This window comes from Roseateles sp. (genome assembly GCF_965262435.1).
Classification (GTDB): Bacteria; Pseudomonadota; Gammaproteobacteria; order Burkholderiales; family Burkholderiaceae_C; genus Paucibacter_A.
In genome coordinates, this window is sequence record NZ_OZ253537.1 from 3,255,754 (window position 1) to 3,279,639 (window position 23,886).

Genomic DNA, 23,886 nt, shown 5'->3' on the forward strand with positions numbered 1-23,886 from the left:
GAGGTGCACCGAGTGTATGGGCAGTTGCGCGCGGGTCAAGCGGCGCACGGGTTCGTCGTCGTGCGCGCGCGTCGCCGGGCGCCGCTGCCGTCTGCGACAGCCATCAAGCGGCTTGTGCGCTCAGCACCGTGACGCAGTTACGGCCGCAGCGCTTCGAGGCGTAGAGCGCCCGGTCCGCCCGCGCGAAGAAGTCGTTGGCACTCTCGCCAGGGTGCATCTGGGTGACGCCCATTGAAATGGTGATGCGCTCCAGCGCGGCCTGAGTTTGCGCGGGGCGGATGCGACTCGCCGCCACCGAGGCTCGCATCTGCTCGGCCACGCTCTCGGCTTCGGCGAGCTGAGCCCGCGGTAGCAACAAGGCGAATTCTTCCCCGCCCACGCGCGCCGGCAGGTTGTCGTGGGCGGCCACGCCTTTCAGCGTTTGCGCCACGGCGCGCAGCACATGGTCTCCGAACTGGTGGCCGAAGCTGTCGTTGACACGCTTGAAGAAGTCGATGTCGCCGAGCACCAGGCAGGGTGCTGGCTGCCCTGCGTCTGCAGTGCTGTTTGGCCCGCGATGGCGTGCCGTGCACTGGCTCAGTTGCTGTTCGAAGGCGCGCCGGTTGGCTAGGCCGGTCAGTGCGTCCACCAAGGCATCGGCACGGGCTTTCTGCACTTCAGCGCGCAAGAGACGGATCTCGTTCTGGCTGCTGTCCAGTCGGCCCTGCAATTGCTGCAGACTGGCGCGCACTTCCCGGGTGCTGTCGAGCAGTTCTCGGACCATACCTGCAGGGTCCTGTTCGGCGAACTGAGGTTGAAGGGCGGCGTCGGCGAGTAGCTCTTGGACCCAGCGCTGCAGCGAGGCTTCGAAGCCGGCCGTGTGCTGGCCGGCCTGAGCGGTCGAGGCCGACAAGTTGTCCAACACTCGCGCCATGCCGTCGCCAATGGTCTGGGCGGTTCTGGGGTTGAAGTCGCTGACATGGGCGTCATAGAGCTGCCAGGTCTGGGCTTCGTCAAGGCTGCGACCCTCTTGCGTGAGCTTCTGCACGGCGCGGCTCAAGGGCGGGTTGATGCCGCTGACATGCTCGTACCAGACTGCATAGCTGACCGGGTGCAGCGCCGCCCGCTGCCGTGTCATCAAGGGCAGGGCCGCGCGCAAGTGTTCGGCGCTGCGTGACATCGAATCCTGGTATCTCATCGGGCTTGCCTTTTTTGTTCCTGGCGCGGGTGTGGCCAAGCTCGTCGCGGCAGATGCAGGGCTGCCGTTCCGTCTTGGGCCGGGCCGCCTCGCTCTTGCGGTGCCGTCCACTTGGCTTGCTTCGCTTTCGGCCTGCGGCTGACGAACTCAAGAGCAGCGACTGACTGTGATCGCAGTGCTGCTGACTTTCGTCAATTAGTACCGCCTCTCTAAGCCTTAGTCTGCGGCCTGACTTTCTCTTTCATGGCGCCGACCGCGCCAGCCCATGCTCATGACTACAGACCTCAGTTCCCCGCAGCAACTGCAATCTATGTTTGACCGCAGTGGCTTGCGTGCCCTGGAGTTGCAAGGTCGTCGCCTCTTGCCCATCGTGCAAGGCGGCATGGGTGTGGGTGTCAGTGCCCAGCAGTTGGCCGGCACCGTGGCTTCGCTCGGGGGCGTGGGGACCTTGAGCTCCGTCGATCTGCGCCGCCAGCATCCCGATCTGATGGCCCGCACCGAAGGCCACAACGCGGGCGAGGCGGCCAAGCGCTTGATCAATGAAGTCAATCTGATCGCGCTGGAACGCGAGATCGAGGGAGCCAAGCAGCGCGCCCAGGGCCGTGGCCTGGTGGCGCTCAATGTCATGCGTGCCGTTGCTGAATACGCGCCGCAGGTGCGGCGGGCGCTCGAGTGCGGCATTGAGGCGGTGGTGGTTGGGGCCGGCCTGCCGCTGGACCTTCCGGATCTGGCGGCGGCCTACCCCCGGGTGGCCTTGATTCCCATCCTCAGCGATGCTCGTGGTGTGCAGCTGATCGTGCGCAAGTGGGAGCGCAAGCAGCGCCTGCCCGATGCCATCGTGATCGAGCACCCGCGCCTGGCCGGGGGCCACCTCGGCGCGGCCAAGGTCAGTGATGTCAACGATGCGCGCTTCGACTTCGAACGTGTCATACCCGAGTGCCTGGAGTATTTCGAGAAGGCCGGCATCGCTGGCAAGATTCCCCTGATCGCGGCCGGTGGCGTGCGCTCCTTCGAGGACATCCAGCGCCTGCAGGCCCTGGGGGCAGCGGCCGTGCAGCTGGGCACGCCCTTTGCCGTCACGCTGGAAGGCGACGCGCATCCCGAATTCAAACGGGTCTTGGCGGAGGCCAGTGACGCCGATCTGGTGGAGTTCATCAGTGTGGCCGGCCTGCCTGCGCGCGCTGTGGCCACGCCTTGGTTGCGCAACTATCTGCGTGCAGCTCCCAAGCTGCAGGCCATGGCTCAGGTCAAGAGCCGCTGCACCAAGGCGTTCGACTGCCTGGCGCAATGCGGCCTGCGTGACGGGCTCAAAGAGGCCGGTCAGTTCTGCATCGACAACCAACTGGCCGCCGCCCTGCGTGGCGACGCCAAACATGGGCTGTTCTTTCGCGGCGTGGGCGCCTTGCCTTTCGGCAGCCAAATTCGCAGCGTTGCCGAGCTGATGCAGTGCCTTTTGAGCCCCAGCGGTGGACGGGCCGCGCTGGGCGTTTGAGTCGGGTGCTGAGTCCCTGATCAGGGCCTTGAACCCGCCGTCGTTTCACGGGTTTGTCCGGGTGCCAATGGTCACCCGAGAGGGCCTGCCCTGCGCCACAATCGCGCCTTGAATTTTCGCCGACGGCGCCTTTGTGACCGGCGAAAGACAAGAGACGAGGGTGAGGGGGAGAGTCATGCGTGACGCTGGAGGAAGGGCTGCTGCTGCGGCCCGGCAGCAGGGCACCGTGGTGCCCGTGTGGAGCAGGGCTGCGCGTGCAGCCCTGCTGGCCTGCCTGTGTGCAACAGGCCTGGCACAAGCCCAGATCAAGATCGGCCAAACGGCTGGTTTCAGCGGACCCGCGGCCGCCGGGGTGCAAGAGATCACCGATGGCGCGCGCCTGTATTTCGATGCCATCAATGCCCAGGGCGGCATCAAGGGGCAGTCGATCGAGCTGATCTCGCTGGATGACAAATACGAGCCCCAACTCAGCGCCGCCAATGCCGAGCGATTGATCGAGCAGGGCGTGGTGGCTCTGTTCCTGAGTCGTGGTACGGCCCAGAGCCAGGCTCTGCTGCCCTTGCTCAGCAAGTATCAGGTGGCCTTGGTGGCGCCGTCCAGCGGCGCCATGGTCTTGCATCAACCCTTCATCCCCCAGGTCTTCAATGTGCGGGCCACCTTTCAGCGCGAGGCGGCGCGGGCGGTTCAGCATCTGGCCGCCATCGGCGTCAAGCGGGTGACTGTGGTGCAGGTCAATGATGCCTTCGGCAACGACGCTGGTGTTGGTGCGATCAAGGGCTTGGAGGCCCAGGGCATGAAGGCCTCGGCCATCTTGCGCTTCGATCGCGACAAGCCCGAACTCGCTCCCTTGATGGAGCAGGTGGCCAAGGCGGGCGTTGAAGCAGTGCTGTTCATCGGCCCCAGCTATGCCGTGGTGCAAGGTGTCAACGCTCTGCGCGCCACGGGCTCCAAAGCCCATATCGCCACCCTGTCGAACAATGCGTCCACGGACTTCGTCAAGGCCTTGGGTGAGAACGCGCATGGCGTCATCGTCACCCAGGTCTTTCCGTATGAGCGCTCCAGCAACAACCCCCTGGTGCGCGAAGCTCTGGGCCTGGCCAAGGCACGCGGTCGCAACGAGCTGAGCCCGGCTCAGATCGAAGGCTTCGCGGCCGCCAAACTGATGGTCGAGGGACTCAAGCGCAGCGTCAAGGACATCAACCGCGCCAGTCTGCTCAAGGCCCTGGAAGGCGTGCAGCGCCTGGACCTCGGCGGTGTCGAGCTGCATTACGGGCCCAAGGACCGCAGCGGCCTGGATTTCGTCGACATCTCCATCATCGGGCCTGACGGCAAGTTCTGGCGCTGAGCCTCTGCGGCCTGCGCGGCTGACTCGTCGAGGAGAGAAGGCCCAGCTCGCCCGCGGGCAGAGCCTGGCTTCTATGATGCCGGCGATGTCTTCCCCTGTGCCGAGTGAATGTTCCCCTGCGCCCGCGCGTCTGTGGCCGGGTTTCGCCTTGGCGACGGCCGGGGCTGTTGCCTTCTCGGGCAAGGCCATCATTGTCAAACTGGCCTACCGGCACGGCGTCGACGCCGTGACGCTGCTGATGCTGCGCATGCTGATCGCGCTGCCGATGTTTCTCTTGCTGGCTTGGTGGGCCGGTCGGGGCAAACCGGCGCTGAGCCGGCGTGATGTGCGCGTGGTGCTGGGCCTGGGTTTCAGCGGTTACTACCTGGCCAGCTTTCTGGACTTCGCCGGCCTGGCCTACATCAGCGCCAGTTTTGAGCGCCTGATCCTCTACCTCAATCCGACCCTGGTGCTCTTGCTGGGCTGGGTGTTTTTCAAACGCAGGGTCACGGGCCGGCAGTTGACGGCCTTGACCATCAGCTACAGCGGCGTGCTCCTGGTGTTCGGTCAGGAGTTGTCCGTGCAGGGCCCTGATGTCGGCTTGGGCGCCGCGCTGGTCTTCGGCAGTGCGCTCAGCTATGCCTGCTATTTGCTGTTCAGCGGCGAGGAGGTGCAGCGCCTGGGCGCGATGCGCCTGACCGGCCTGGCCACCAGCGTGGCCTGTGTGCTCTGCGTTGTTCAGTTCCTCGTGCTGCGCCCGCTCGGTGGCCTGGCCCAGCTGGCGCCCGAGGTGCTGTGGCTGTCCCTGCTCAACGCCACGGCCTGCACGTTTGCGCCGGTGTTGATGGTGATGCTGGCGATCGAGCGCCTGGGCGCCAGTTTGGCGGCGCAGACCGGCATGGTGGGGCCCATGTCCACCATCGTGCTGGGCGCGCTGATTCTTGATGAACCCTTCACCGTCTGGGTGCTGTTGGGCACCTTGTTGGTCCTGGGTGGGGTGTGGTTGTTGACGCGTTGGAGGTGATGACGATGGATCTTGGACTGTCGGGCCGTTGGGCCCTGGTGTGTGCGGCCAGCAAGGGCCTGGGTCGAGGCTGTGCCGAGGCCTTGGTGAAAGAGGGCGCCCATGTGGTGATCACGGCACGCGGAGCCGAGGCGCTCGAGGCCACGGCTCAGGAGCTGCGGGCGCTGAACCCTGCCGTGCAGGTGCGCACCGTGGTCGGTGACATCGCCACGCCCGAGGGCCGCGCTGCCGCCCTGGCGGCCTGTCCGCAGGTCGATGTGCTGATCAACAATGCTGGCGGTCCGCCGCCGGGCGATTTCCGTGACTGGGACCGTGCCGCTTGGCTGGCTGCCATCGACGCCAATATGCTGACGCCGATCGAGCTGATCAAGGCCACGGTGGATGGCATGGCGGCGCGTGGTTTCGGTCGTGTGGTCAACATCACCTCGGGCGCGGTCAAGGCGCCCATCGATGTGCTGGGCCTGTCCAATGGGGCGCGCTCGGGCCTGACCGGTTTTGTCGCCGGTCTGGCGCGCCAGCCGCAGCTGGCCGGCCGCAATGTCACGATCAACAACCTTTTGCCTGGCGCCTTCGACACCGAGCGCCTGCACAAGACCCTGGTGGCTGGCGCGGGCAAGAACGGCCTGGCAACCGAAGAGTTTGCGCAGCGCCGCAAGCAAGGCATTCCGGCCCAGCGCTTCGGCACGGCCGCTGAGTTTGGCGCCCTCTGCGCCATGCTGTGCAGCGTCCAGGCGGGCTATCTGACGGGGCAGAACATCCTGCTCGATGGCGGCGCCTACGCCGGGGTCTTCTGAGGCTGAGCGGCCCACATTCGGTCCGTCGCAATTTGTTACCGCTGCCTGCCCTTTTTGGGGGTGGGTGAGCGGGCCGCACTTGGGCACAATGCCGGGCTTCGTGTGGTTATGCCTGAATGGGAGTGCATCTTGATGATGAAGCAGAAGGTCTTCGTGCAGACCGGCGTGGTGGCTGCGGCTGTGATGATGCTGGCGGGCGGCGCCCGCGCCGAGGAGCAGGGCTCCAATGTCGAGAAGTGCTCCAAGAAGCTGGGCGTGATCGCCGTGGCCGAGCCGCAGACCGGCTGGCACCATCTGTCGCGTTATGGCCTGGGTTCGCCGGAGGCGCTGCTGCGCATGATGATCCAGCAGTCCGGTTGCTTCGATGTCGTCGAACGTGGCATGGCCATGCAGAACCTGCAGCAAGAGCGCGCCCTCGGTCAGAACGGTGATCTGCGCCAGGAATCCAATGTCGGCAAAGGTCAGATGCAGGCGGCCGACTTTGTCATGACGCCCAATGTGCAACTGGCGGCATCTGACACCGGCGGCATCGGCGGTGCCTTGATGGGCCGCCTGGGCGTGCTGGGCGCCCTCGCCGGCGGCCTGAAGTTCAAGGAGGCCTCGACCAGCCTGCTGATCGCCGATGTGCGCTCCAGCATCCAGGTGGCCGCAGCCGAAGGCAAGGCCACCAAGACCGATTTCGGCATTGGCGGCTGGGCCTATGGCAACGGCATGTTGGGTGCCCTGGGCGGCTACACCAAGACGCCAGAAGGCAAGATGGTGGCCGCCAGCCTGCTGGACAACTACAACAAGATTGTCCAGACTGTCCGTGACCAGCCTCAGCTGATCCGCAGCAACAGCGCTTCGGGCGATGCCAATGCTGCGGCTTCACAAAAGGCCGAGGCACCGCAAAAGCCAGGCCAGACCTTGTGCCCCAAGATCGCCAATGTTAAGGCTTATGCCAGCGCCTCGCGCGAGGGCAAGGTGGTGGCCACGCTGACCAAGAACGATGAACTGATCGCCTCGGGCGAGCTCAGCAACGGCTTTGTGTTTGTTGACGCTGCCAACTTCAGCGGCTGGGTGCAGCGCACCCTGGTCAGCGCTTGTGGCCTGGTGTCGAGTGCGCCGTCGGTCCAGCCCGTCACGCAGACGGTCGCTGGCGGCATCTTTGGTAATTTCACGGGCAGCTTCAGCGGCCCTGAGCAGGGCAGTTTCACGGTCAGCATCTTGCCCGGCCTGAACGGCAGCGGCACGGTGACCGGCAGTGGCATGTCCAGCCAGACCGGCGCATTCAGTGTCAGCGGTGCGGTGCAGCCGAACGGGCGCCTCACCATGGTCGCCTCGGGTTCGGCCGGCTCCGCCCATTACCAGGGTGGTGTCGACCCGATCAGCGGCACGGTCAGCGGCAGCTGGAGCTACGGTGGCGGCCTGAAGGGCGGTGGTTCCTTCAGCGGCCAGCGCAGCTGAGCCCTTTTGGTTTGAGAATCAGCGCCGAGCAGAAACCCAGATTCCGGCCGCGATCAGGCCCAATGCCGCGCCGTGGTACCACTGCGGCCATTCGCCCAACAGGGCGGCCGACATCAAGCCGGCGAACAGCGGCGTGAGGTTGCCAAAAAAGGCAGCCACCGCCGGACCGGCCTGGGCCACACCGAGACCCCAGCAGCGGTAGGCGATCAGCGAGGGCCCAACGGCCACGTACAGGAGGGTAAAGGCAAGACCTGGCCCCCAAGCAATGGGCGCAGCACCGAGCACTTGCTCGGCGCCTGCCATGCCGCCGGCAAAGACCAGGCCGAACAGCAGCTGGGCCATCAAGGCCTCCGCCCAGTTCCAGCCGGGGCTGTCTGCGCCGCGCATCGAGGCCGGCGGGCGCGCCAGCAGCCAGCTGTACAGCGCCCATGACACGATGGCCAGCAGCATCAAGAGATCGCCGCTGACGAACTGCACCTGGGCCAGGGCAGCTGGCTGACCACGGGCCATCACCAGCGCCACGCCAGCCAGCGACAGCAGCGCGCCGAGCAACTGGCGTCGCTGTGGCCGCACCCCGAACAGCAGGGCGCCCACCGCGAGCATCCAGACGGGCAGGCTGGCCGCGATCAAGGTCACATTGAGCGCAGTCGAGCTGCGCAAGGCCTGGTACTGCAGCGCGTTGTAGCAACCCATGCCGAGAAAGCCGGTCAGGGCCAGGTAGGCCCAGCGTTGGCGTAAGGCTGTGGTGTTCCGCAGCAGGCGCCAGGACAGGGGCAGCAGCAGCAGGCCTGCCAAAGCCCAGCGCAGGGCATTGAGCGACAAAGGGCTGATGCTGCCCACCACCATGCGACCCAGCACCGCATTGCCGGCCCACAGCAAGGGCGGCAAGGTCAGCAGTAGACCGAGGCGCAGGTTCAAAGGTGTGGGCTCTTGCCAGCCGCAGCGTGCTGCGTAGTTCCTTGGCTGCGCATGTCCATGCCTCAGCTCTCCGTGTCGGCAGCAGTTGCGGCGGCCGAGCCGTCGAGCGCCACTTCAAAGCTGAAGCAGGAGCCCGTACCCGGTTGGCTTTCGACCTGCACCTGGCCGCCCATGAGGCCGACCAGGCGCTGCACGATGGTCAGGCCCAAACCCGTGCCGCCATAACGGCGCGTGATGCTGCCGTCGGCCTGGCTGAAGGGTTCAAAGATCTGCTGGATCTGATCGCGTGTCATGCCGATGCCGGTGTCATGGACGCTGAAGCGCAGGCGCAGCGCCGCGGCGGTGCCGCCGGTGGGTGGCAGCTCGCTGGCATCGGCGTCGATGCGTTCCACCTCGACGCGCACTTCGCCTTTTTCGGTGAACTTGAGCGCGTTGCCGACCAGATTGACCAGCACCTGGCGCAGGCGCAGGGCATCGCCGGTCGCGTGTTGAGGCACACCGGGCTGCACACGTGCATGCAGGTGCAGGCCTTTTTCATGGGCTTGCAGCAGCAGCGGATGCAGGGCCTCGCGCAGACAATCGTGCAGGGAGAAATGGGCTTGTTCGATGTGCACACGGCCCGACTCGATCTTGGCCACATCGAGCAGGTCGTTGATGATGACCATCAAGCCCTTGGCCGAGCTGTGCGCCAGCTCGATGAACTTGCGCTGCTTGTCGCTCAACTCGGTCTGCAGCACCAGCTCGGTCAGGCCGAGCACACCGTTCATGGGCGTGCGGATCTCGTGGCTCATATTGGCCAGGAAGCTGCTCTTGGCCTGGCTGGCGGCTTCGGCCACTTCGCGCGCGGCCTCCAGCGCGGCCTGGCTGGCCTTGAGGTCGGCGATGTCACGGGCATTGAGCAGCAGCACTTGCTCCCCAGTCACCGGGTCGCGCATGGGGCGTGCGTTGACCCCATGCCAGCAGCGCCCGCCGTCGCTGAGCAGTTCCAGGTCTGCCTTGAAGCTGTGCCCCGCCCGCACCTGGTTGAAAACTTTGATCGCATCTGCCCGGTCGGCAAACAGGGCTTCGAAGTCGCTGATGCGGTGGCCATCGCTGGCAGGCTTGCGGGTGTCGAAGGCCAGCGCCGCGGCCGGGTTGCGCATCAGGGTGTTGCCGTCCTGCAGGCTGAAGACGGCGATGCGCACGCTGGTGTGCTGCAAGGCTTCGACGCCGCGCAGCATGGCCTTGTCACTGCCGCTGGCCAGGGAGTCGGCCGCGAACAGCATGACCTGGCGACGGTCGGGCGTCAGGATGCCGCGCGAGACCAGCATGACGGTGGCCGGTTGGCCCTTGGGGTAGAGCGTCCACTGCTCGCGCACGATCTTGCCCTGACCATGGTCGGCGGCAGTGACCGCCAGTCGTTCGCGCACGGCTTCGCTGGTGTCCGAAAAATCACGTGACAAGAATTCTTCCGCACTGCTGGCACGCCAGAAGCTCAAGGCGGCTGCATTGGCCCATAGATTGCGCTGGCGTTCGGGATCGAAAACCCACATCGGCACATCGAGCCAGTCGTAGTGGGTCAGGCAGGCAAAGTCGAGCATGGAGGATCAGTGGGGCAGTGGGCTGCCGGTCCGTAGGCGGTGGGGCGCGGAATGCTGCGCATTGTCGCCTGCGCGACCCCATGCTCGGACTCGCTGGGGCGCGAGCTCACGCAAAAATTTGCGCAAACAAGGCGGGCATGTCTGGCATGCGTCGGCATGAGCTGAGCCCTGCGTTTCACTCGACCACGGCTGCCCGGTAGGCGTGCCAGCTGGCATGCCCCAGCACCGGCCCCACCACCAGCAGGCCGGCAAAACCGGGCAGCAATGCCAGCACCACCAGCACGGTGATCAGCGCCCCCCAGAACAGCATCACACCCGTCTGCGTCAACACCAGACGCAGGCTGGTCAAACCGGCCGTGACCGCGTCGGTGGGCCGGTCCAGCAGCATGGGGATCGAGACCACGCTGACGGCATAGATCAGGCCAGCGAAGAAGGCGCCGACGCCGAGGTAGGCGACGATGAAGCCCAGGTTTTCGGGGTTGAGCAGCTTGACCAGGGATCCGCTGAGATCGGGCATGCCGTCAAAGCTGACGGCAAACACCACCAGGGCCGCGCGGCCCCAGATCATCTCCAGAATCAGCAGCACGGTGCCGAAGATGGCGATCTGCGACATGCGCTTGCGCCAGGCGGTCAGGCAGTCCAGCAGTCGCGGCTGGAAACCCTGTTGTAGCCGGCGGCTGACCTGGTACAGGCCCAGACAGAGAAAGGGCCCCATCAGCAGGAAGCCCGCGGACAGGGCCAGGGTGTAGATGGGCGCGTGCTCGTAGACGCCGAGCAGGCACCAGCCCATGAGCATGAAGCAGGCGCCGAAGAACAGGCCGATCAGGGGCGCGCGCCGAAAGTCCCGCCAGCCGGCGGCCAGCCAGCGAAACGGGTCGGCAAAGCTCAAGGGCCTCAGCCCGATGGCGAAGGCGCTGTCGGCGGGGATCTCATCACGCGAGCTGCTGTCGTCAGCCGGAGGTGTGATCGGCGCAGCCGCGTCGGGCGAAGGCGGTTCGGCAGGATTCATGGGCGCAGCTTAGGCGCCCAGCCGGCCCGCGCACCAGCGGGCTTTCCAGCAGACGGCGCGCGCTGCCGTGCGCTGCCTTCGAGGTTCAGCGGCAGCGCCGCAGACTTCAGCCCTTGCGCACCCGGCGGATCTCGTCCCAGATCAGCAGAGCCGCGCCGACGGAGATGGCACTGTCGGCCACATTGAAGGAGGGGAAAGCCCAGCCGTTCCAGTGCAGCTGGATGAAGTCCACCACATAGCCGTGCAGCAGGCGGTCGATGACATTGCCGAGGGCGCCGCCCAGGATCAGGCTCAACGCCGTGGCAAACAGCGTCTGCTGGCCATGGCGTTTGAGCATGACGAGGATGAAGACCGTGGCCACGGCGCCCAAACCGACAAAGAACCAGCGCTGCCAGCCATCCGCCCCTGCCAAAAAGCTGAAGGCTGCGCCGGTGTTGTGCCATCGCACAACGTTGAAGAAGCCATTCACGTAGCGGCTGTCGCCGAGCTGGAAATTGCCCAGGATCAGCACCTTGGTGAACTGATCCAGGACGATGATCAGCAAGGCGATGGCCAGCCACAAGGCCAGCTTGTTGCCGCCGCTGCTATTGCTGCTGCTAACTTTTTTGATCGAGCTTGCCATCGTTCAGGCCACCGTCCGGGTTTCGCCGCTGCCGTGCAAATTGCTGTCGCAACGGCCGCACAGGGTCGGGTGGCTCTCGCTGAGGCCCACGTCGGCGCTGTAATGCCAGCAACGCTCGCACTTTTGGTGCGCCGAGGGTGTGACCGTGACGCTCAAGGCCTCCGCAGCCACCAAGCTGGCGGCCGAGGTGATGAAGACGAACTTCAAGTCCTCACCCAGCGACTGCAGCAGGGTCAGGTCTTGCGCATTGACGCCCAAGGCCACCTCGGCCTGCAGGGAAGCGCCGACGCTGCCGGCCGTACGCAATTCTTCAATGGACTTGTTGACCGCCTCACGGATCTCGCGGATGCGGCCCCACTTGGCCAGCAGGGCCTCGTCGGGCGCGGCGAAGGGCCAGTAGGTCTCCACAAAGATGCTGTTGTCGCCATGGCCGCCGTCGAAGATGGCCCAGGCTTCTTCGGCCGTGAAACTCAGGAAGGGCGCCATCCAGCGCAGCATGGCCTGGGTGATGTGCCAGAGCGCGGTTTGCGCCGAGCGTCGTGCCAGGCTCTTGGGCGCGGTGGTGTAGAGGCGATCCTTGAGCACGTCGAGGTAGAAGGCGCCCAAGTCTTCCGAGCAATAGACCTGCAGCTTGGCCACCACCGGGTGGAACTCATAGCGCTGGTAGTGCGCCAGGATGTCGGCCTGGAGCTGCGACGCACGAGCCAGGGCGAAGCGGTCCACTTCCAGCAGCTGATCCAGCGGCACGGCATCGGTCTTGGCGTCGAAGTCCGAGACATTGGCCAGCAGGAAGCGCAGGGTGTTGCGGATGCGGCGGTAGGCGTCCACCACGCGGGCCAGGATCTTGTCGTCCAGGCCCAGGTCGCCCGAGTAATCGGTCGAAGCGCACCAGAGGCGGATGATCTCGGCCCCCATCTTCTCGCTGACGGCTTGCGGCGCCACCACATTGCCCTCCGACTTGCTCATCTTGCGGCCCTTGCCGTCGACGACGAAGCCGTGGGTCAGCAAGCCCTTGTAGGGCGCACGGCCGTAGAGTGCGCAGCCGATCAGCAGGGAGCTGTGGAACCAGCCGCGGTGCTGGTCGTGGCCTTCCAGGTAGAGGTCGGCCTCGGGGCCGCTGTCGTGGGCGGCGCCGGCATGGCTGCCCTTGAGCACATGCTGGAAGGTCGAACCGGAGTCGAACCAGACGTCAAGGATGTCACTGCCCTTGCTGTAGTGCTCTGCCTCTTCGCCCAGCCACTCGGCCGAGTCCAGCTTGGCCCAGGCCTCGACGCCGCCGGCTTCCACCAGCTGCGCGGCGCGCTCGATGAACTCCAGGGTCTTGGGGTGGGCCAGGCCGCTGTCCTTGTGCAGGAAGATGGGCAGGGGCACGCCCCAGCTGCGCTGGCGCGAGATGCACCAGTCGGGCCGGCCGGCGATCATGTCGCGCAGGCGAGCGCGGCCGTTCTCGGGGTAGAAGCTGGTGGCGTCGATGGCTTCCAAAGCGGTCTGGCGCAGGGTCTTGGCGGCCGGGTCGGTGGCGAACAAACCTTCGCCCTCATCCATGCGCACAAACCACTGGGCCGCCGCCCGGTAGATCACCGGCGTCTTGTGGCGCCAGCAATGCGGGTAGCTGTGGGTGATCTGCACATGCGAGAGCAGGCGGCCGGCTTCTTCCAGCGTCTGGGCGATGACGGCATTGGCCTTCCAGATGTGCTGGCCGCCGAACAGGGGCAGGCTGGCTTCGTAAGTGCCGTTGCCGGTGACCGGGTTCAGGATGTCCTTGAAGGCCATGCCATGCGAGATGCAGGACTGGAAGTCATCCAGGCCGTAGGCGGGCGCCGAGTGCACGACGCCGGTGCCGTCCTCGGCGGTGGCGTAATCGGCCAAATAGACGGGGCTGGTTCGGTTGTAGCCCGCATCGACATGGGCCAGCGGGTGCTTGAACTCCAGGCCGGCCAGGTTCTTGCCAACCGTGGTGGCCAGTACCGAGCCCTCGAGCTTCCAGCGCGCCAGGCACTTCTCGACCAGAGCCTCGGCCACGACATACAGGCCACGTGGTGTATCCACCAGGGCGTAGCTCAGCTCGGGGTTGAGGTTGAGCGCCTGGTTGGCCGGGATGGTCCAGGGCGTGGTGGTCCAGATGACGGTGAAGGCATCCTTGTCCAGCGAACCCAGGCCAAAGGCTGCGGCTAGGCGCACCGGCTCGGCGCTGAGGAAAGCCACGTCCACGGCCGGGCTCTTCTTGTCCTGGTACTCGATCTCGAACTCGGCCAGTGAGGAGCCGCAGTCGAAGCACCAGTACACGGGCTTGAGGCCGCGGTAGACGAAGCCGCGCTCGAACATGCGCTTCAGGACGCGGATCTCACCGGCCTCGTTCTTGAAGTCCATGGTGCGGTAGGGACGGTCCCACTCACCAAGCACACCCAGGCGCTTGAAATCGGCGCGCTGGGCGTCGATCTGCTCGCCGGCATAGGCGCGGCTCTTGGCCTGCACCTCGTCGCGCGGCAGGCCGCGGCCGTGGGTCTTCTCGATCTGGTTCTCGATCGGCAGGCCGTGGCAGTCCCAACCGGGGATGTAGGCCGCGTCCAGGCCTTCCAGCTGGCGGGCCTTGACGATCATGTCCTTGAGGATCTTGTTGGCGGCGTGGCCGATGTGGATCTGGCCATTGGCATACGGCGGGCCGTCATGCAGCACAAACTTGGGCGCGCCGCGGCGCGCTTCGCGCAGACGCTGGTAGGTGCCTTGTTCTTCCCAGGCCTTGATCCAGCCCGGCTCGCGCTTGGGCAGGTCGCCGCGCATGGGAAAAGGGGTGTCGGGCAGGTTCAGCGTGGCGCGGTAATCGGCGGGGGTGTCTTTGGCGGCTGTCATGGTGAAGCGATGGCTTTCAGGCGTGAGCCCGTTCAAAAGAGGCGCCGCGCGCAGGGCGGGCGTTGGAATGCGTGCAGGAGGGGCGAGGGCGCAGAGCCCAGCGCAGGGGCTGCGGCAGGCCGGTGTGCAGCACCCGGCCCCCGCGTCGATCAAATTCGATCGCGGGTGGTCTGTCGGCGCAGGGCGGCGTGAGTGGCCAGGAAGGCGCGGGCCTGCTCGGCATCCTGCCGGATGGCCGCTGTCAAAGCGTCGAGCCCGTCGTAGCGGGCTTCGTCGCGAAGTTTGTGCAGGAGTTCCACGCGCACGAGTTTACCGTAGGCCTCCTCGCGGCCCAGTGGCGCGGGCCAGTCGAAGCAATGCACCTCAAGCAGCACGCGGCCGGCGTCTTCCACCGTGGGGCGCACGCCGAGGCTGGCCACGCCATCCAGCGGCTCGGCGGCCAGGCCGTGGGTGCGCACGGCGAAGATGCCATGCGCGGCCGGCTTGTCGTGGCTGAAGCGCAGGTTCAGGGTGCGAAAACCGTCCAGGGCACCGGGGCTGGATTCGCCCAGGCTGCGGCCCAGCTTCTGGCCATGAACGACATGGCCCGAGATGGCATAGGGCCGGCCAAGCAGTCGCGTCGCGCCCGCCATGTCGCCAGCGGCCAGGGCCTCTCGCACGGCCGAGCTGCTGACGCGCAGCCCGTGTACCTCGTAACTCATCATGCGGGCGACATCGAAGCCGCGCTGCCGTCCGGCTGCGTCCAGCGTGGCGTAGTCACCTTGCCGCTTGGCGCCGAAGCGGAAGTCATCGCCGACCAGGATGTAGCGAGCCCCCAGGCCCTGCATCAGCACCTGTTCGATGAAGGCTTGTGCACTCAAGGCGGCCAGCGCCGCATCGAAGCGCAGCACGATGACCTGGTCGATGCCACAGCGCTTGAGCTCGCTGAGTTTGTCGCGCAAGGTGGCAATGCGTGCCGGTGCGAGCTCGGGCTTGCCGGCGAGCTGGGCGAAAAAGTCGCGTGGGTGGGGCTCGAAGGTCATCACGCAGCTGGGCAAGCCGCGGTGAGAAGCCTCGGACTTGAGCAAGGCCAGCATGGCCTGGTGGCCGCGATGGACGCCGTCGAAATTGCCAATCGTCAGCGCACAGGCGCTGGCGATGCCGGGATGATGAAAACCGCGAAAAACCTGCATGGCGCCGATTATCGTGCGCCGGCGCAGCGGCCGGATTTGCCCTTCAGACCAGGGCGGCCGAGCGGCTCAGCTGCGCGACCTGCATATGGCGCTGCACCACGGCCACGAGGTCGTCCATTTCGAAGGGTTTGACCAGGTAATCGTCCATGCCGCACTGGATGCAGCGTTCGCGGTCGCCGTTCACGGCGCTGGCGGTCAGGGCGACGATGGGCACGGGCGGCAGGAACTTCTGGCGCTCCTGGCTGCGCCAGCGGCGCGTGGCCTCGAAGCCATCCATGCGCGGCATCTGGCAGTCCATCAGGACAAGCTGGTAGTCCTGTTGATTCAGGCAGGCCAGCGCTTCGACCCCGTTCTCGGCGGTGTCCACCTGCAAGCCACAACATTCCAGCATGGAGGAGGCCACCAGCACATTGACCAGACTGTCGTCGACCAGCAGCACGCGGCCGCTGAGCTGCGGCGCCAGTTCGCTGGCCGGCGTTGCAGCACCGAGCTTGCGATAGTCACTGGCCACCGGCGCGCGTGCTGCAGCAGGCTGGCATGCTTGCAAAGGCAAGGTGAATTCGAACAGCGAGCCCTGGCCGGGCACGGAGCTGCAACGCAAGTCTCCGCCCATGGCGCGTGCCAGTTCGCGCGAGATGGTCAATCCCAGGCCGCTGCCGTCCTGGCGCACAGCCTGTGCCTGCTGCGTGGCTTGCTCGAAGGGGGCGAAGATGCGCTCCATCTGGTCGGCGGCAATGCCTTCACCGCTGTCGCGGACCGCGAAGCGCAGCAGGGTGCCAGCACGCATGTCCAGGGTGGCGCTGACTTCCACTTGAACGCTGCCGTGCTCGGTGAACTTGATGGCGTTGCCGATCAGGTTATGCAGCACCTGCTTGATGCGGGAGGCGTCACCGAGTGCATGGCTGGGCAGGGCGGGGCTGAACTGCAATTCGAACGCCAGGCCTTTGTCGCGCGCGGTCTGCACCAGCAACTGACAGACGTCATCGACAACCTCACGCAGGCTGACCGGTCCGGCGTCGACCGCCAGCTTGCCCGATTCGATGCGCGCCAGATCCAGGATGTCGTTGACCAAGGCCAGCAGATGGCGGCCTGAGCGCCGCACGATGTCGATCTGTTCGCGTTGCTCCGGGTTCAGCTCGCTGCGCTCCAGCAACTGGGTCATGCCCAAGATGCCGTTCAGCGGTGTGCGGATCTCGTGGCTCATGACGGCAACAAAGCGGCTCTTGCTGGTACTTTGGTGTTCGGCCGACTGCAGTGCTTGCTGCCTTTGTTCGGCCACCCAGGCATTGGCAAAGCGCAGGCGTAGCAGTTCGGTCAGGCGCAGCTCGATTCGGCGTGACTCGCTCAAGCCCAGGCCAAGAAAGAAGCCCAGGCCGATGGCGATGACCGCACCGGTCTGCGTGCCGAGGCTCAGTTGGTAGGCCATCAAGGGCGCGAGGGCCAGGCTAGAGAAGATCAGGTTGGCTTGGAACCGGCCTCCCAGCACGAACAGCCCCATGGCGCTCAAACCCAGCATCGATGCCAGCATCACGCCTTCAAGCTCAGGTGCTTGCGGGGTATGGAAGAACCAGCCCATGGCCCCCCAGCTCAGCGCATCCAAGGCCAGCAAGCGCAGGGCGCGACGACGCCATGGCAAAAGGACTTCAAGTGGCGGGCTCTCCTGGCTGCCCTTGCCCTGGAACTGACGCTGAAAGTGCAGGGCTTGGGCACAGCGCCACACGGTCATTGCGGCGCGCACTGCGAACCAGCCCAACAGGAGTTCGTGAGAGAGGTGGGGCCAGAGCAGATAGACCGGCAAGGCACAAAAAGCCAAGCCCAACAGGGTGCGTTTGACGGTGCCCTCAAAGAGCCCGAGTATTTGTTCGACCTGAACCTGGGCGGAAATATCGGGGCTCTGGCGCTCTTCTCGCGTCAGCCCCATGTCCTGGGGCCACACCGAGGCCATGCTGGCGCCCGCCTTGTTCGCGGCCCATGACGCCGACTCTGAAGTCATCTGGATACCCCTCGACGTCCCGGCTGCCACTTGATGGGCCGCTCGTTATGCACAGCTCTGCGGCTGCGACCTTCGCTCACTCTCTCGGTCGTCTTTCTACAGGGGCTTGATGACAAACTGAACGGGGTCAACCCTTGAAAAACAATTGCAGACAGGAAATCCCCGGGAATTCCCTGGGTGAGCCGACGGCGGAGTCGCTATCTGCAGCTCAAGGCGTGATCAAGGAGGGGCTGCTGACCCACTGCCACTCGCCGGGTTTCAGATCGCTGGGCAGGACCAAAGCGCCGAACTCCGATCGGTGCAGGCTTTCCACGCGGTTGCCCACGGCGGCCACCATGCGTTTGACTTGGTGGTACTTACCTTCCGTCAAGGTCAGGCGCAGACCGTGGCTGCCAAAAGCTTCTGCGCCCTCGGCCTTGACCATCTCGGGCGTGAAACCCGGGCGCTCGCTGGGGCTGGGCTTGCTCGACTTTTCAGGCTTGCGGGCTTCACTGGCGCGCCGGGCTGCCAACTCTGGCGGCAGTTTGGATTCCGCAGGTTCGCGCAACTCCACGCCGGCCAGCAACTGGGCCACCATCTCGGCAGTGACGGGGTGCTTGCACTGTGCTTCGTAGACCTTGGGCACATGGTGCTTGGGGCTGGTCAGCTTGTGAATCAGGGTGCCGTCGTCGGTCAGCAGCAGCAGACCCGTGGTGTCTTCGTCCAATCTCCCCACGGGCTGGACATTCCGCTCGCGCAGCGGCGCGGGCAGCAGGCTCATGACGCTAGGATGGTGCTTGGGTTTTTGCGAGCACTCGTAGCCGGCCGGCTTGTTCAGCAGGATCAGCGCTTTCTCATAGAAGGGCCAGGTCTTGCCGCCGACCTCAAAGCTGAAACCCTCGGTCTCGAACTCGGCATCGGCGTCGTCGACCTCCTCGCCAGCGATTCGAACTTCGCCGTTGTAGATCAGGCCGGCACAGAGGCGGCGGGTGCCGAAGCCTTGCGAAAAGAGGATGTTGGAGAGGCGCATTTTCATGGCCCTATTGTCTACGAGGACGCTGCGCTGTCCGCACGCGTCAGCTCTTGTGGCGGTCGGCGCTGGCTATCATGAGTCGATGGTTACGCGGCACAGCTGTTTCCTTGGGCATGGGCATGGGCACGCCATGTCGCAAGGCCCACGGCGGGCTTGTCGCGACGCGTCCATGTCGAACAGCCCCCTTACGCTTGCGAGGAAGCCCCCAAGATGTCTAGCACCCCGACTCCTCGTCCTTTGCCCGTTTTGGCCATTCACGGAGGCGCCGGCACCTTGACGCGTGGCGCCATGAGGGCCGACCAGGAGGCTCTGTACCGCGACGCCCTGAGTCGTGTTTTGATGGCCGGGCAAGAGCAGTTGGCCCTCGGCGCCAGTGCAGTCGATGTGGTGGTGGAGGCAGTTCGTCTGCTTGAAGAATGTGAGCTCTTCAACGCTGGCAGAGGCGCGGTGTACACCGCGGCTGGCACGCATGAATTGGATGCCTGCGTGATGGATGGTCGTGACTGTCGTGCCGGTGCGGTGGCGGGTGTCAGCCGTACGCGTAACCCGATTCTGGCGGCGCGCGCGGTGATGGATCACAGCGCCCATCTGCTCTTTGTTGGCGCTGCCGCCGATGAGTTGGCAGCTCGCCATGGCTTGGAGCAGGTGTCTCCCAATTGGTTCGGCACGCCGCATAGGCTGGAGCAGTTGCGGCGCGCGCAGCGCTTGCAGGCAGGCGCGCTGCGTGATCACGATGGGCAGGATCTTTTGGACCAGGCGACACCCATCGAAGCCTCAGGTCCGATTGATGAAGAAACCAAGTTCGGTACCGTCGGCGCCGTGGCCCTGGATGCTGCTGGTCATTTGGCGGCTGCCACTTCGACGGGCGGCATGACCAACAAGCAAGTCGGCCGTGTCGGTGACACGCCTTTGGTCGGTGCAGGAACCTACGCCAACGATGCCACCGTGGCAGTGTCGTGCACGGGCACAGGAGAGTTGTTCATTCGTGCATGTGCCGCGCACGATGTTTCTGCTCTGATGGCTTATGCCGGCATGTCCCTCGAAGAGGCTTGCGATCGTGTGGTGATGCAGAAGCTGCCAGCCGATGCCGGAGGCTTGATCGCTGTCGCTGCAAATGGCGATGTCTGCCTGCCCTTCAATTCTGAAGGCATGTATCGCGGATACGTCCGTGTGGGCGCAGTTCGGCCTGTGGTCGCGGTGTATCGCTCGAAGTGAAACTCTGGCTTCAATGGTTTTGCCGCAAGCACCTGGGGTGCAAATCGCGCAAACTTCTCAGGCAGAAAAGCGAAAAAGCGGCCAATGGCCGCTTTTCTGTCTGGATCCGGCTGTGCCGAAATCAGCTCTTCTTTCCTTTGCGACGCGTGTACACCACACCAAACACGGCCAAGCTGACCAAGGCCAGCGAACCCGGCTCCGGTACGGCGTTTGCCGTTGCGCGGATCAGGGCTTGGCCGCTACCGCTCGGGTTGGGGTTGTACACCGAGAAGGTGTAGTTCGTCGTGCCAGTCAAACCTGCGGCCCAAGTGCCGTTCAAGCCAGCCAAGTAAGTGTCGACCTGCGTCTTGAATGTGGTGCCGGTTTCATTGAGGTCCAGGCCGCTGTTGGTGTAGCCCGCGCTGTAATACTTCTTGTTGGTCGACTGACCTGCGCCATCGCCGAGGATTTCCCAAATGGCGAATTGGAAGGCGGCCGACTTGACCGAAGAGGTGATGCTGTCAGCGTAAGCATGCTGAAACAGGTTTGTCAGATCGCTCAAGACGCGCGAGGTCGTCGTGGTCGAGTCGTCATAAACGCCCTGGACGCCTGCAGCCTGATAGTTGGCGCCAGCAAAGATCGAGGCATAGCCCAAGGTCGCGCCGCCAGGCGTTGCCTGGTAACCATTGACAAAGTTGCTCAGCGAGACTTTGTCGTAGGTGTCCGGCGAGATGTAATTGTTCAAGGGGTCCAGGCAATAGACCCAGAAGCTGTTGGCCCCCAGAGTGCTGCTGGTACCTTCGTTGACTTTCCAGGCGCCCATGTTGACGTTGCGTGCAGCCGTGTTGCCGAACACCAGCGAGTGAGTTTCTCCCAAGGAAGAGCCCGTGCCGGTCGCCTTGGTCACGGTCGTCGCGCCTTGAGCGTAAGCGGAGCCTGCGGCCACCACGAGCAGAGCCGACGCGGCGAAAGACGCAAATCGACCGGTGGTAGTTGTCGCTGTAGCAGCGTAGTTCATGGTGTGGACCCTGTCGGCGTAGATGGTGTTACGGAAATCTTGGATAGCATCCTACGTGCCCGGTGAATCCGAACAATCCCGCGAACCGGGGGGTGCTTGGAAACCGTAAAAATTCACAGCTGAAATCTGCTGGCCAAACAAGGATGCAATCTTTGTTCTTGTTTGTATTTTGCCTGCTCAATAGCCGACAAGAGAACCCCCGATTTCAAGGGGCGTGAGTAAAGTCTCGGTTGAATTCACCGTGAACGTGAATATTCGCATGGGCCATTCAGCGGATTTCTTTTAACTGACTCCGCCATATTTTCGTCACGAAAAAATCAAAGTATTGATTACAAGCCCAATTCGATTTTCAGGCGATTCAGGTCCTGAGTCATCGGCAGCTTGGGCTGGCTGTTGAGCGCTGCGTTCAGCTCTTCCTTTGCCTCCGCTTTGCGGTTCAATTTTGCCAAGGCAAACGCCAAGTGGTAGCGGATTTCGCCGTTGTTGGGGCTGCGAAGTCGAGCCTCACGCAAATGGCGCAATCCGCCTTCGATATTGCCGCGCTGGACGAGGATCCAGCCCAAGGTGTCAGCTGCATCGGCATTTCCTGGGGCTTGTTTCAGGGCTTTTTCTGCGACAGCGACAGCGCCTGCATCGCCCATGCGCTGCAGCAGCTGGGCATAGTTCAGCTGCATCCCGATGTCGGCGGGTTGCAGAGCCAGAATCTGTTGGTAGTTTTTCTTGGCCGCCTCATTTCGGCCAGCCTGCATTTGCACGCCTGCCACGGCTTTGAGGGCAGTGATGTCGCTTGGTGATTTTTTGGCCCAGGCTTCCAGCATTGCCAAGGCCTTGTCCAGTTCGCCGGCGGCAACCAGGGCTCGGGCCAGCAGGATGGCGTTGGGCGTACTGGGCTCTTTTTCAAAGACGGTGCGGTAGCCGGACTGGGCCGCAGCAAATTGGCCGCGTGACATGGCCACATGAGCGCCGACCAACGCAACTTGTACCTTGCCAGGGTGGGTGCTGTTCAAGGTTTTGAGCGCGGCATCGACCTTGGCTGGGTCACCGCGGCGGGCTTCCACCTCGACTTGGAGCAGCAGGGCGCCGAGATCTCCGGTCTGGGACTGCAGGGCCTTTTGCACGTTGTAACTGGCGCCATCGATATTGCCGGCTGCCAATTGCATGCGACCAATCTGCACCTGCTGCGGGGCGTCAAAGTCAGCCACTCGGGTGGCTTCCTGGAAAACCTGGCGAGCGTTCGCGCCATCGTTCATGGCCAGATAGACGCGGCCCAAGGCCAGCAGGGCGGGCAACTTGCTGGAATAGTTCGCAGCCAAAGCCTTGGCCAGGGGCAGAGCCTGGTCCACCTGGCGCTGCTCCATATAGAGGTCGACCAGCATCAGGCCAGGACGCGCGTCGACGCGTTGTACTTCGTGAGCCTGCTTCAGATGAACAATGGCCTCATTGGGGCGTTTGGCGCGCAGTTCGAGAATTGCCAGTTGGTAGAGCAGTTCGGTGTCGTCCTTGTTGCCGCCTTCCAGCAACTTTTCCAGGCGTTTGCGAGCGGGATCGAACTTGCTTTCCTCCATGTCCAGCCAAGATAAATTGATCGCGGCGGGCCGGAAATTCGGATCCTTCTGCAGCAACTGCTGAAAGGCCTCGCGTGCGCCCTTTTTGTCGCCGGAACGGCCCTTGATATTGCCCAGGAAGTTGAGCATGGTCAGGTTGTCGGGCTCCCGTTTGACGATGGCAAGCGCGGTCTGCAAGGCTTTGGCCGTTTGGCCTTGGCTCAAATAGACATTGGCCAGTTGAACGCCGGCACGACCATCGCCGGGTGCGGCGGCGAAGGCTTTTTCCAAGTTCGCCAGGCCCAGCTTGTCCTGGCCGAGGCTGAGTTGACTGAAACCCAGTTCACGGATGGCCGAGGTCGAACCGCCGCGCGCGGCCGATTTTTCAAAGAACTCACTGGCCTGGACATAGCGTTTGCGAGCCATGTTCACCGTGCCCAGCAGGAACAGCACCTGCGGGTCGTCCGGGTTGATGCGCTGAGCGCCCTCCAGCAGGATCATGGCCCGGCCGTAGTCGCGGGTGTCAACCAGGATGGATGCCAGCATCACCTGGGCGGCGTAGTTCTTGCTGTTGAGACCCAGTAGGAGATCAAGATAGCCACGAGCCTTCTCTGGATTGCCCAGGGCTCGGTGAGACATGGCTCCAGCCAGCAGCAAGGGATCATTGCCCGCCAGTACCTCGGGAGCGATCGCGTCAATCAGGTCGACCGCGTTGGCAAAGGCGGTCTTCGCAGCCGCGAGGTCGCCTTTGCGATTGGCCAGAAAACCGCGCAAAAATGACGCTCGAGGGTCTTCGAGCTCCCAGTCCAGCAATTGCGCCAAGTCTTTGCTGGCTTCGGCTTCCTGGTTCAGGCCGATCAAGATTGAGGCTCGTGCAACTCGTGCGTCGACCTGCTTGGGGTTCAGCTTGAGTGCACGTTCCTGGGCCGCGAGGGCGCCTTTCAAGTCTTGCTGACCCTGCAAAATCGTGCCCAGGGTGTACCAGGCACCGGCTTCGCCCGGTGAAAGTTCTGTCCCTTTGATGGCCGAGGCTTTGGCCTTGTCGCGCTCACCTTGGCGCAGCAGCATGGGCGCTTCCGCGGTCCAGGGGCTGCCCGAGCGAGGGTTCAAAGCCTTGGCATCGGCGAAACTCCTGGCCGCCAAGCTCACATTGCCTGACATGGCGTAGGCTGAGCCGCGCAGCGTCAGGACCTCGGCCTGTGCGTTGGTTGGTAGGCCGCTGGTGTTGATTTGATCCAGTAGCTTTTTCCGGTCGCCCAGTAGCAAATAGATCTGCGCCAAGGGAATGGCCACCTCGCTGCGGCTGACTCCCTGCTTCAGAGCTTCTTCCAGCGCGGCTTCTGCGGCCTTCAGTTCGCCCTGACCCAAGAGCACCTTGCCCAGCAGCAGGTGGGCCGCCAGCATCTTCTGATCCTCCTGGATGGAGTTCTTCAGCTGGATGATGGATCCAGGAAGGTCGCCGCGTTCGAAGCGCCGCAGGCCGTCTTCGTAATACGTCGAGGCCTTGTCGGCAGCCGCCAAGCTCCAGTTTGAGCCGCTCAGCAAGAGCATGCCCAGCACCAGAGGGCGCAGCAGGCGGGGAGCAGATGAGAAGCTCGCATAGAGCGCAGTCGAAGAGGCGGGCGTTTGTTTTGATCGCATGGGCGAAGTATCGTCAAGCGCCAAGAGCGGCGGGCGGAATTTATACCGGGCAGAAGCGCAATTGTGCAGCTTGGTT

General features: G+C 64.3%; 17 protein-coding genes. 6 read left to right on the top strand and 11 right to left on the bottom strand.

Annotated elements, in window-relative coordinates:
- Window positions 1-103 precede the first annotated feature (103 nt).
- Window positions 104-1,177 carry a GGDEF domain-containing protein gene (locus tag ACQY39_RS14125; RefSeq protein ID WP_428507234.1) on the bottom strand — a complete coding sequence of 358 codons (1,074 nt, stop codon included), beginning with the start codon at window positions 1,175-1,177 and terminating at the stop codon, window positions 104-106.
- 265 nt (window positions 1,178-1,442) lie between these two features.
- Here ACQY39_RS14125 and ACQY39_RS14130 point away from each other — a divergent pair, with 265 nt between their 5' ends.
- The 5 genes from ACQY39_RS14130 (at window position 1,443) to ACQY39_RS14150 (ending at window position 7,257) form a co-directional block, all read left to right on the top strand.
- A complete protein-coding gene (locus ACQY39_RS14130; protein ID WP_428507236.1) occupies window positions 1,443-2,669 on the top strand; it encodes an NAD(P)H-dependent flavin oxidoreductase in 1,227 nt (408 codons plus the stop codon).
- A 175-nt stretch (window positions 2,670-2,844) separates the two neighbouring features.
- A complete protein-coding gene (locus ACQY39_RS14135; RefSeq protein ID WP_428507238.1) occupies window positions 2,845-4,014 on the top strand; it encodes an ABC transporter substrate-binding protein in 1,170 nt (389 codons plus the stop codon).
- An 85-nt stretch (window positions 4,015-4,099) separates the two neighbouring features.
- Entirely contained in the window at window positions 4,100-5,017 is a 918-nt protein-coding gene (locus ACQY39_RS14140) for a DMT family transporter (protein ID WP_428507240.1), read from the top strand.
- A gap of 5 nt (window positions 5,018-5,022) precedes the next feature.
- A complete protein-coding gene (locus tag ACQY39_RS14145) occupies window positions 5,023-5,811 on the top strand; it encodes an SDR family oxidoreductase (RefSeq protein ID WP_428507242.1) in 789 nt (262 codons plus the stop codon).
- Window positions 5,812-5,943: 132 nt separating this feature from the next.
- On the top strand, window positions 5,944-7,257 hold the full coding sequence (locus ACQY39_RS14150; protein ID WP_428507244.1) for a CsgG/HfaB family protein: 1,314 nt from the start codon (window positions 5,944-5,946) through the stop codon (window positions 7,255-7,257).
- A gap of 18 nt (window positions 7,258-7,275) precedes the next feature.
- Here the strand turns inward: ACQY39_RS14150 and ACQY39_RS14155 are convergent, their stop codons facing one another.
- The 8 genes from ACQY39_RS14155 to ACQY39_RS14190 form a co-directional block, all read right to left on the bottom strand.
- Window positions 7,276-8,175 (bottom strand): DMT family transporter, encoded by a 900-nt coding sequence (locus ACQY39_RS14155; RefSeq protein WP_428507246.1) that lies wholly within the window; start codon window positions 8,173-8,175, stop codon window positions 7,276-7,278.
- Between the two features lie 62 nt (window positions 8,176-8,237).
- On the bottom strand, window positions 8,238-9,755 hold the full coding sequence (locus ACQY39_RS14160; protein WP_428507248.1) for an ATP-binding protein: 1,518 nt from the start codon (window positions 9,753-9,755) through the stop codon (window positions 8,238-8,240).
- 175 nt (window positions 9,756-9,930) lie between these two features.
- Window positions 9,931-10,764 (bottom strand): DUF2189 domain-containing protein, encoded by an 834-nt coding sequence (locus ACQY39_RS14165; RefSeq protein WP_428507250.1) that lies wholly within the window; start codon window positions 10,762-10,764, stop codon window positions 9,931-9,933.
- A 106-nt stretch (window positions 10,765-10,870) separates the two neighbouring features.
- A complete protein-coding gene (lspA, locus tag ACQY39_RS14170; RefSeq protein ID WP_428507252.1) occupies window positions 10,871-11,386 on the bottom strand; it encodes a signal peptidase II in 516 nt (171 codons plus the stop codon).
- Window positions 11,387-11,389: 3 nt separating this feature from the next.
- Window positions 11,390-14,236 (bottom strand): isoleucine--tRNA ligase, encoded by a 2,847-nt coding sequence (gene ileS, locus ACQY39_RS14175; RefSeq protein ID WP_428507254.1) that lies wholly within the window; start codon window positions 14,234-14,236, stop codon window positions 11,390-11,392.
- 149 nt (window positions 14,237-14,385) lie between these two features.
- A complete protein-coding gene (locus ACQY39_RS14180; protein WP_428507256.1) occupies window positions 14,386-15,408 on the bottom strand; it encodes a bifunctional riboflavin kinase/FAD synthetase in 1,023 nt (340 codons plus the stop codon).
- Window positions 15,409-15,451: 43 nt separating this feature from the next.
- On the bottom strand, window positions 15,452-17,353 hold the full coding sequence (locus ACQY39_RS14185) for an ATP-binding protein (protein WP_428507258.1): 1,902 nt from the start codon (window positions 17,351-17,353) through the stop codon (window positions 15,452-15,454).
- 256 nt (window positions 17,354-17,609) lie between these two features.
- Window positions 17,610-18,410, bottom strand: coding sequence for a pseudouridine synthase (locus ACQY39_RS14190; protein WP_428510815.1), 801 nt, complete (start codon window positions 18,408-18,410; stop codon window positions 17,610-17,612).
- Window positions 18,411-18,623: 213 nt separating this feature from the next.
- Here ACQY39_RS14190 and ACQY39_RS14195 point away from each other — a divergent pair, with 213 nt between their 5' ends.
- Window positions 18,624-19,628, top strand: a complete 1,005-nt coding sequence (locus ACQY39_RS14195) for an isoaspartyl peptidase/L-asparaginase family protein (protein ID WP_428507260.1) — start codon at window positions 18,624-18,626, stop codon at window positions 19,626-19,628.
- A 121-nt stretch (window positions 19,629-19,749) separates the two neighbouring features.
- On the opposite strand, the gene ACQY39_RS14200 is transcribed toward ACQY39_RS14195, so the two are convergent.
- Both ACQY39_RS14200 and prsT read right to left on the bottom strand, forming a co-directional pair.
- The gene (locus ACQY39_RS14200; protein ID WP_428507262.1) at window positions 19,750-20,625 is read right to left on the bottom strand and encodes a PEP-CTERM sorting domain-containing protein; all 876 of its coding nucleotides are present in this window, start codon (window positions 20,623-20,625) and stop codon (window positions 19,750-19,752) included.
- 329 nt (window positions 20,626-20,954) lie between these two features.
- Window positions 20,955-23,810 carry an XrtA/PEP-CTERM system TPR-repeat protein PrsT gene (gene prsT / locus ACQY39_RS14205; RefSeq protein ID WP_428507264.1) on the bottom strand — a complete coding sequence of 952 codons (2,856 nt, stop codon included), beginning with the start codon at window positions 23,808-23,810 and terminating at the stop codon, window positions 20,955-20,957.
- Between the last annotated feature and the right edge of the window lie 76 nt (window positions 23,811-23,886).

Bases quoted from the DNA above. Each gene is read 5' to 3' on its own strand.
- ACQY39_RS14190 (WP_428510815.1), bottom strand. From the start codon at position 18,410: ATGCGCCTCTCCAACATCCTCTTTTCGCAAGGCTTCGGCACCCGCCGC.
- prsT (WP_428507264.1), bottom strand. From the start codon at position 23,810: ATGCGATCAAAACAAACGCCCGCCTCTTCGACTGCGCTCTATGCGAGC.
- ACQY39_RS14125 (WP_428507234.1), bottom strand. From the start codon at position 1,177: ATGAGATACCAGGATTCGATGTCACGCAGCGCCGAACACTTGCGCGCG.
- ACQY39_RS14165 (WP_428507250.1), bottom strand. From the start codon at position 10,764: ATGAATCCTGCCGAACCGCCTTCGCCCGACGCGGCTGCGCCGATCACA.
- ACQY39_RS14145 (WP_428507242.1), top strand. From the start codon at position 5,023: ATGGATCTTGGACTGTCGGGCCGTTGGGCCCTGGTGTGTGCGGCCAGC.
- lspA (WP_428507252.1), bottom strand. From the start codon at position 11,386: ATGGCAAGCTCGATCAAAAAAGTTAGCAGCAGCAATAGCAGCGGCGGC.
- ileS (WP_428507254.1), bottom strand. From the start codon at position 14,236: ATGACAGCCGCCAAAGACACCCCCGCCGATTACCGCGCCACGCTGAAC.
- ACQY39_RS14200 (WP_428507262.1), bottom strand. From the start codon at position 20,625: ATGAACTACGCTGCTACAGCGACAACTACCACCGGTCGATTTGCGTCT.
- ACQY39_RS14160 (WP_428507248.1), bottom strand. From the start codon at position 9,755: ATGCTCGACTTTGCCTGCCTGACCCACTACGACTGGCTCGATGTGCCG.
- ACQY39_RS14130 (WP_428507236.1), top strand. From the start codon at position 1,443: ATGCTCATGACTACAGACCTCAGTTCCCCGCAGCAACTGCAATCTATG.
- ACQY39_RS14135 (WP_428507238.1), top strand. From the start codon at position 2,845: ATGCGTGACGCTGGAGGAAGGGCTGCTGCTGCGGCCCGGCAGCAGGGC.
- ACQY39_RS14180 (WP_428507256.1), bottom strand. From the start codon at position 15,408: ATGCAGGTTTTTCGCGGTTTTCATCATCCCGGCATCGCCAGCGCCTGT.
- ACQY39_RS14195 (WP_428507260.1), top strand. From the start codon at position 18,624: ATGTCTAGCACCCCGACTCCTCGTCCTTTGCCCGTTTTGGCCATTCAC.
- ACQY39_RS14185 (WP_428507258.1), bottom strand. From the start codon at position 17,353: ATGGCCTCGGTGTGGCCCCAGGACATGGGGCTGACGCGAGAAGAGCGC.
- ACQY39_RS14140 (WP_428507240.1), top strand. From the start codon at position 4,100: ATGTCTTCCCCTGTGCCGAGTGAATGTTCCCCTGCGCCCGCGCGTCTG.
- ACQY39_RS14150 (WP_428507244.1), top strand. From the start codon at position 5,944: ATGATGAAGCAGAAGGTCTTCGTGCAGACCGGCGTGGTGGCTGCGGCT.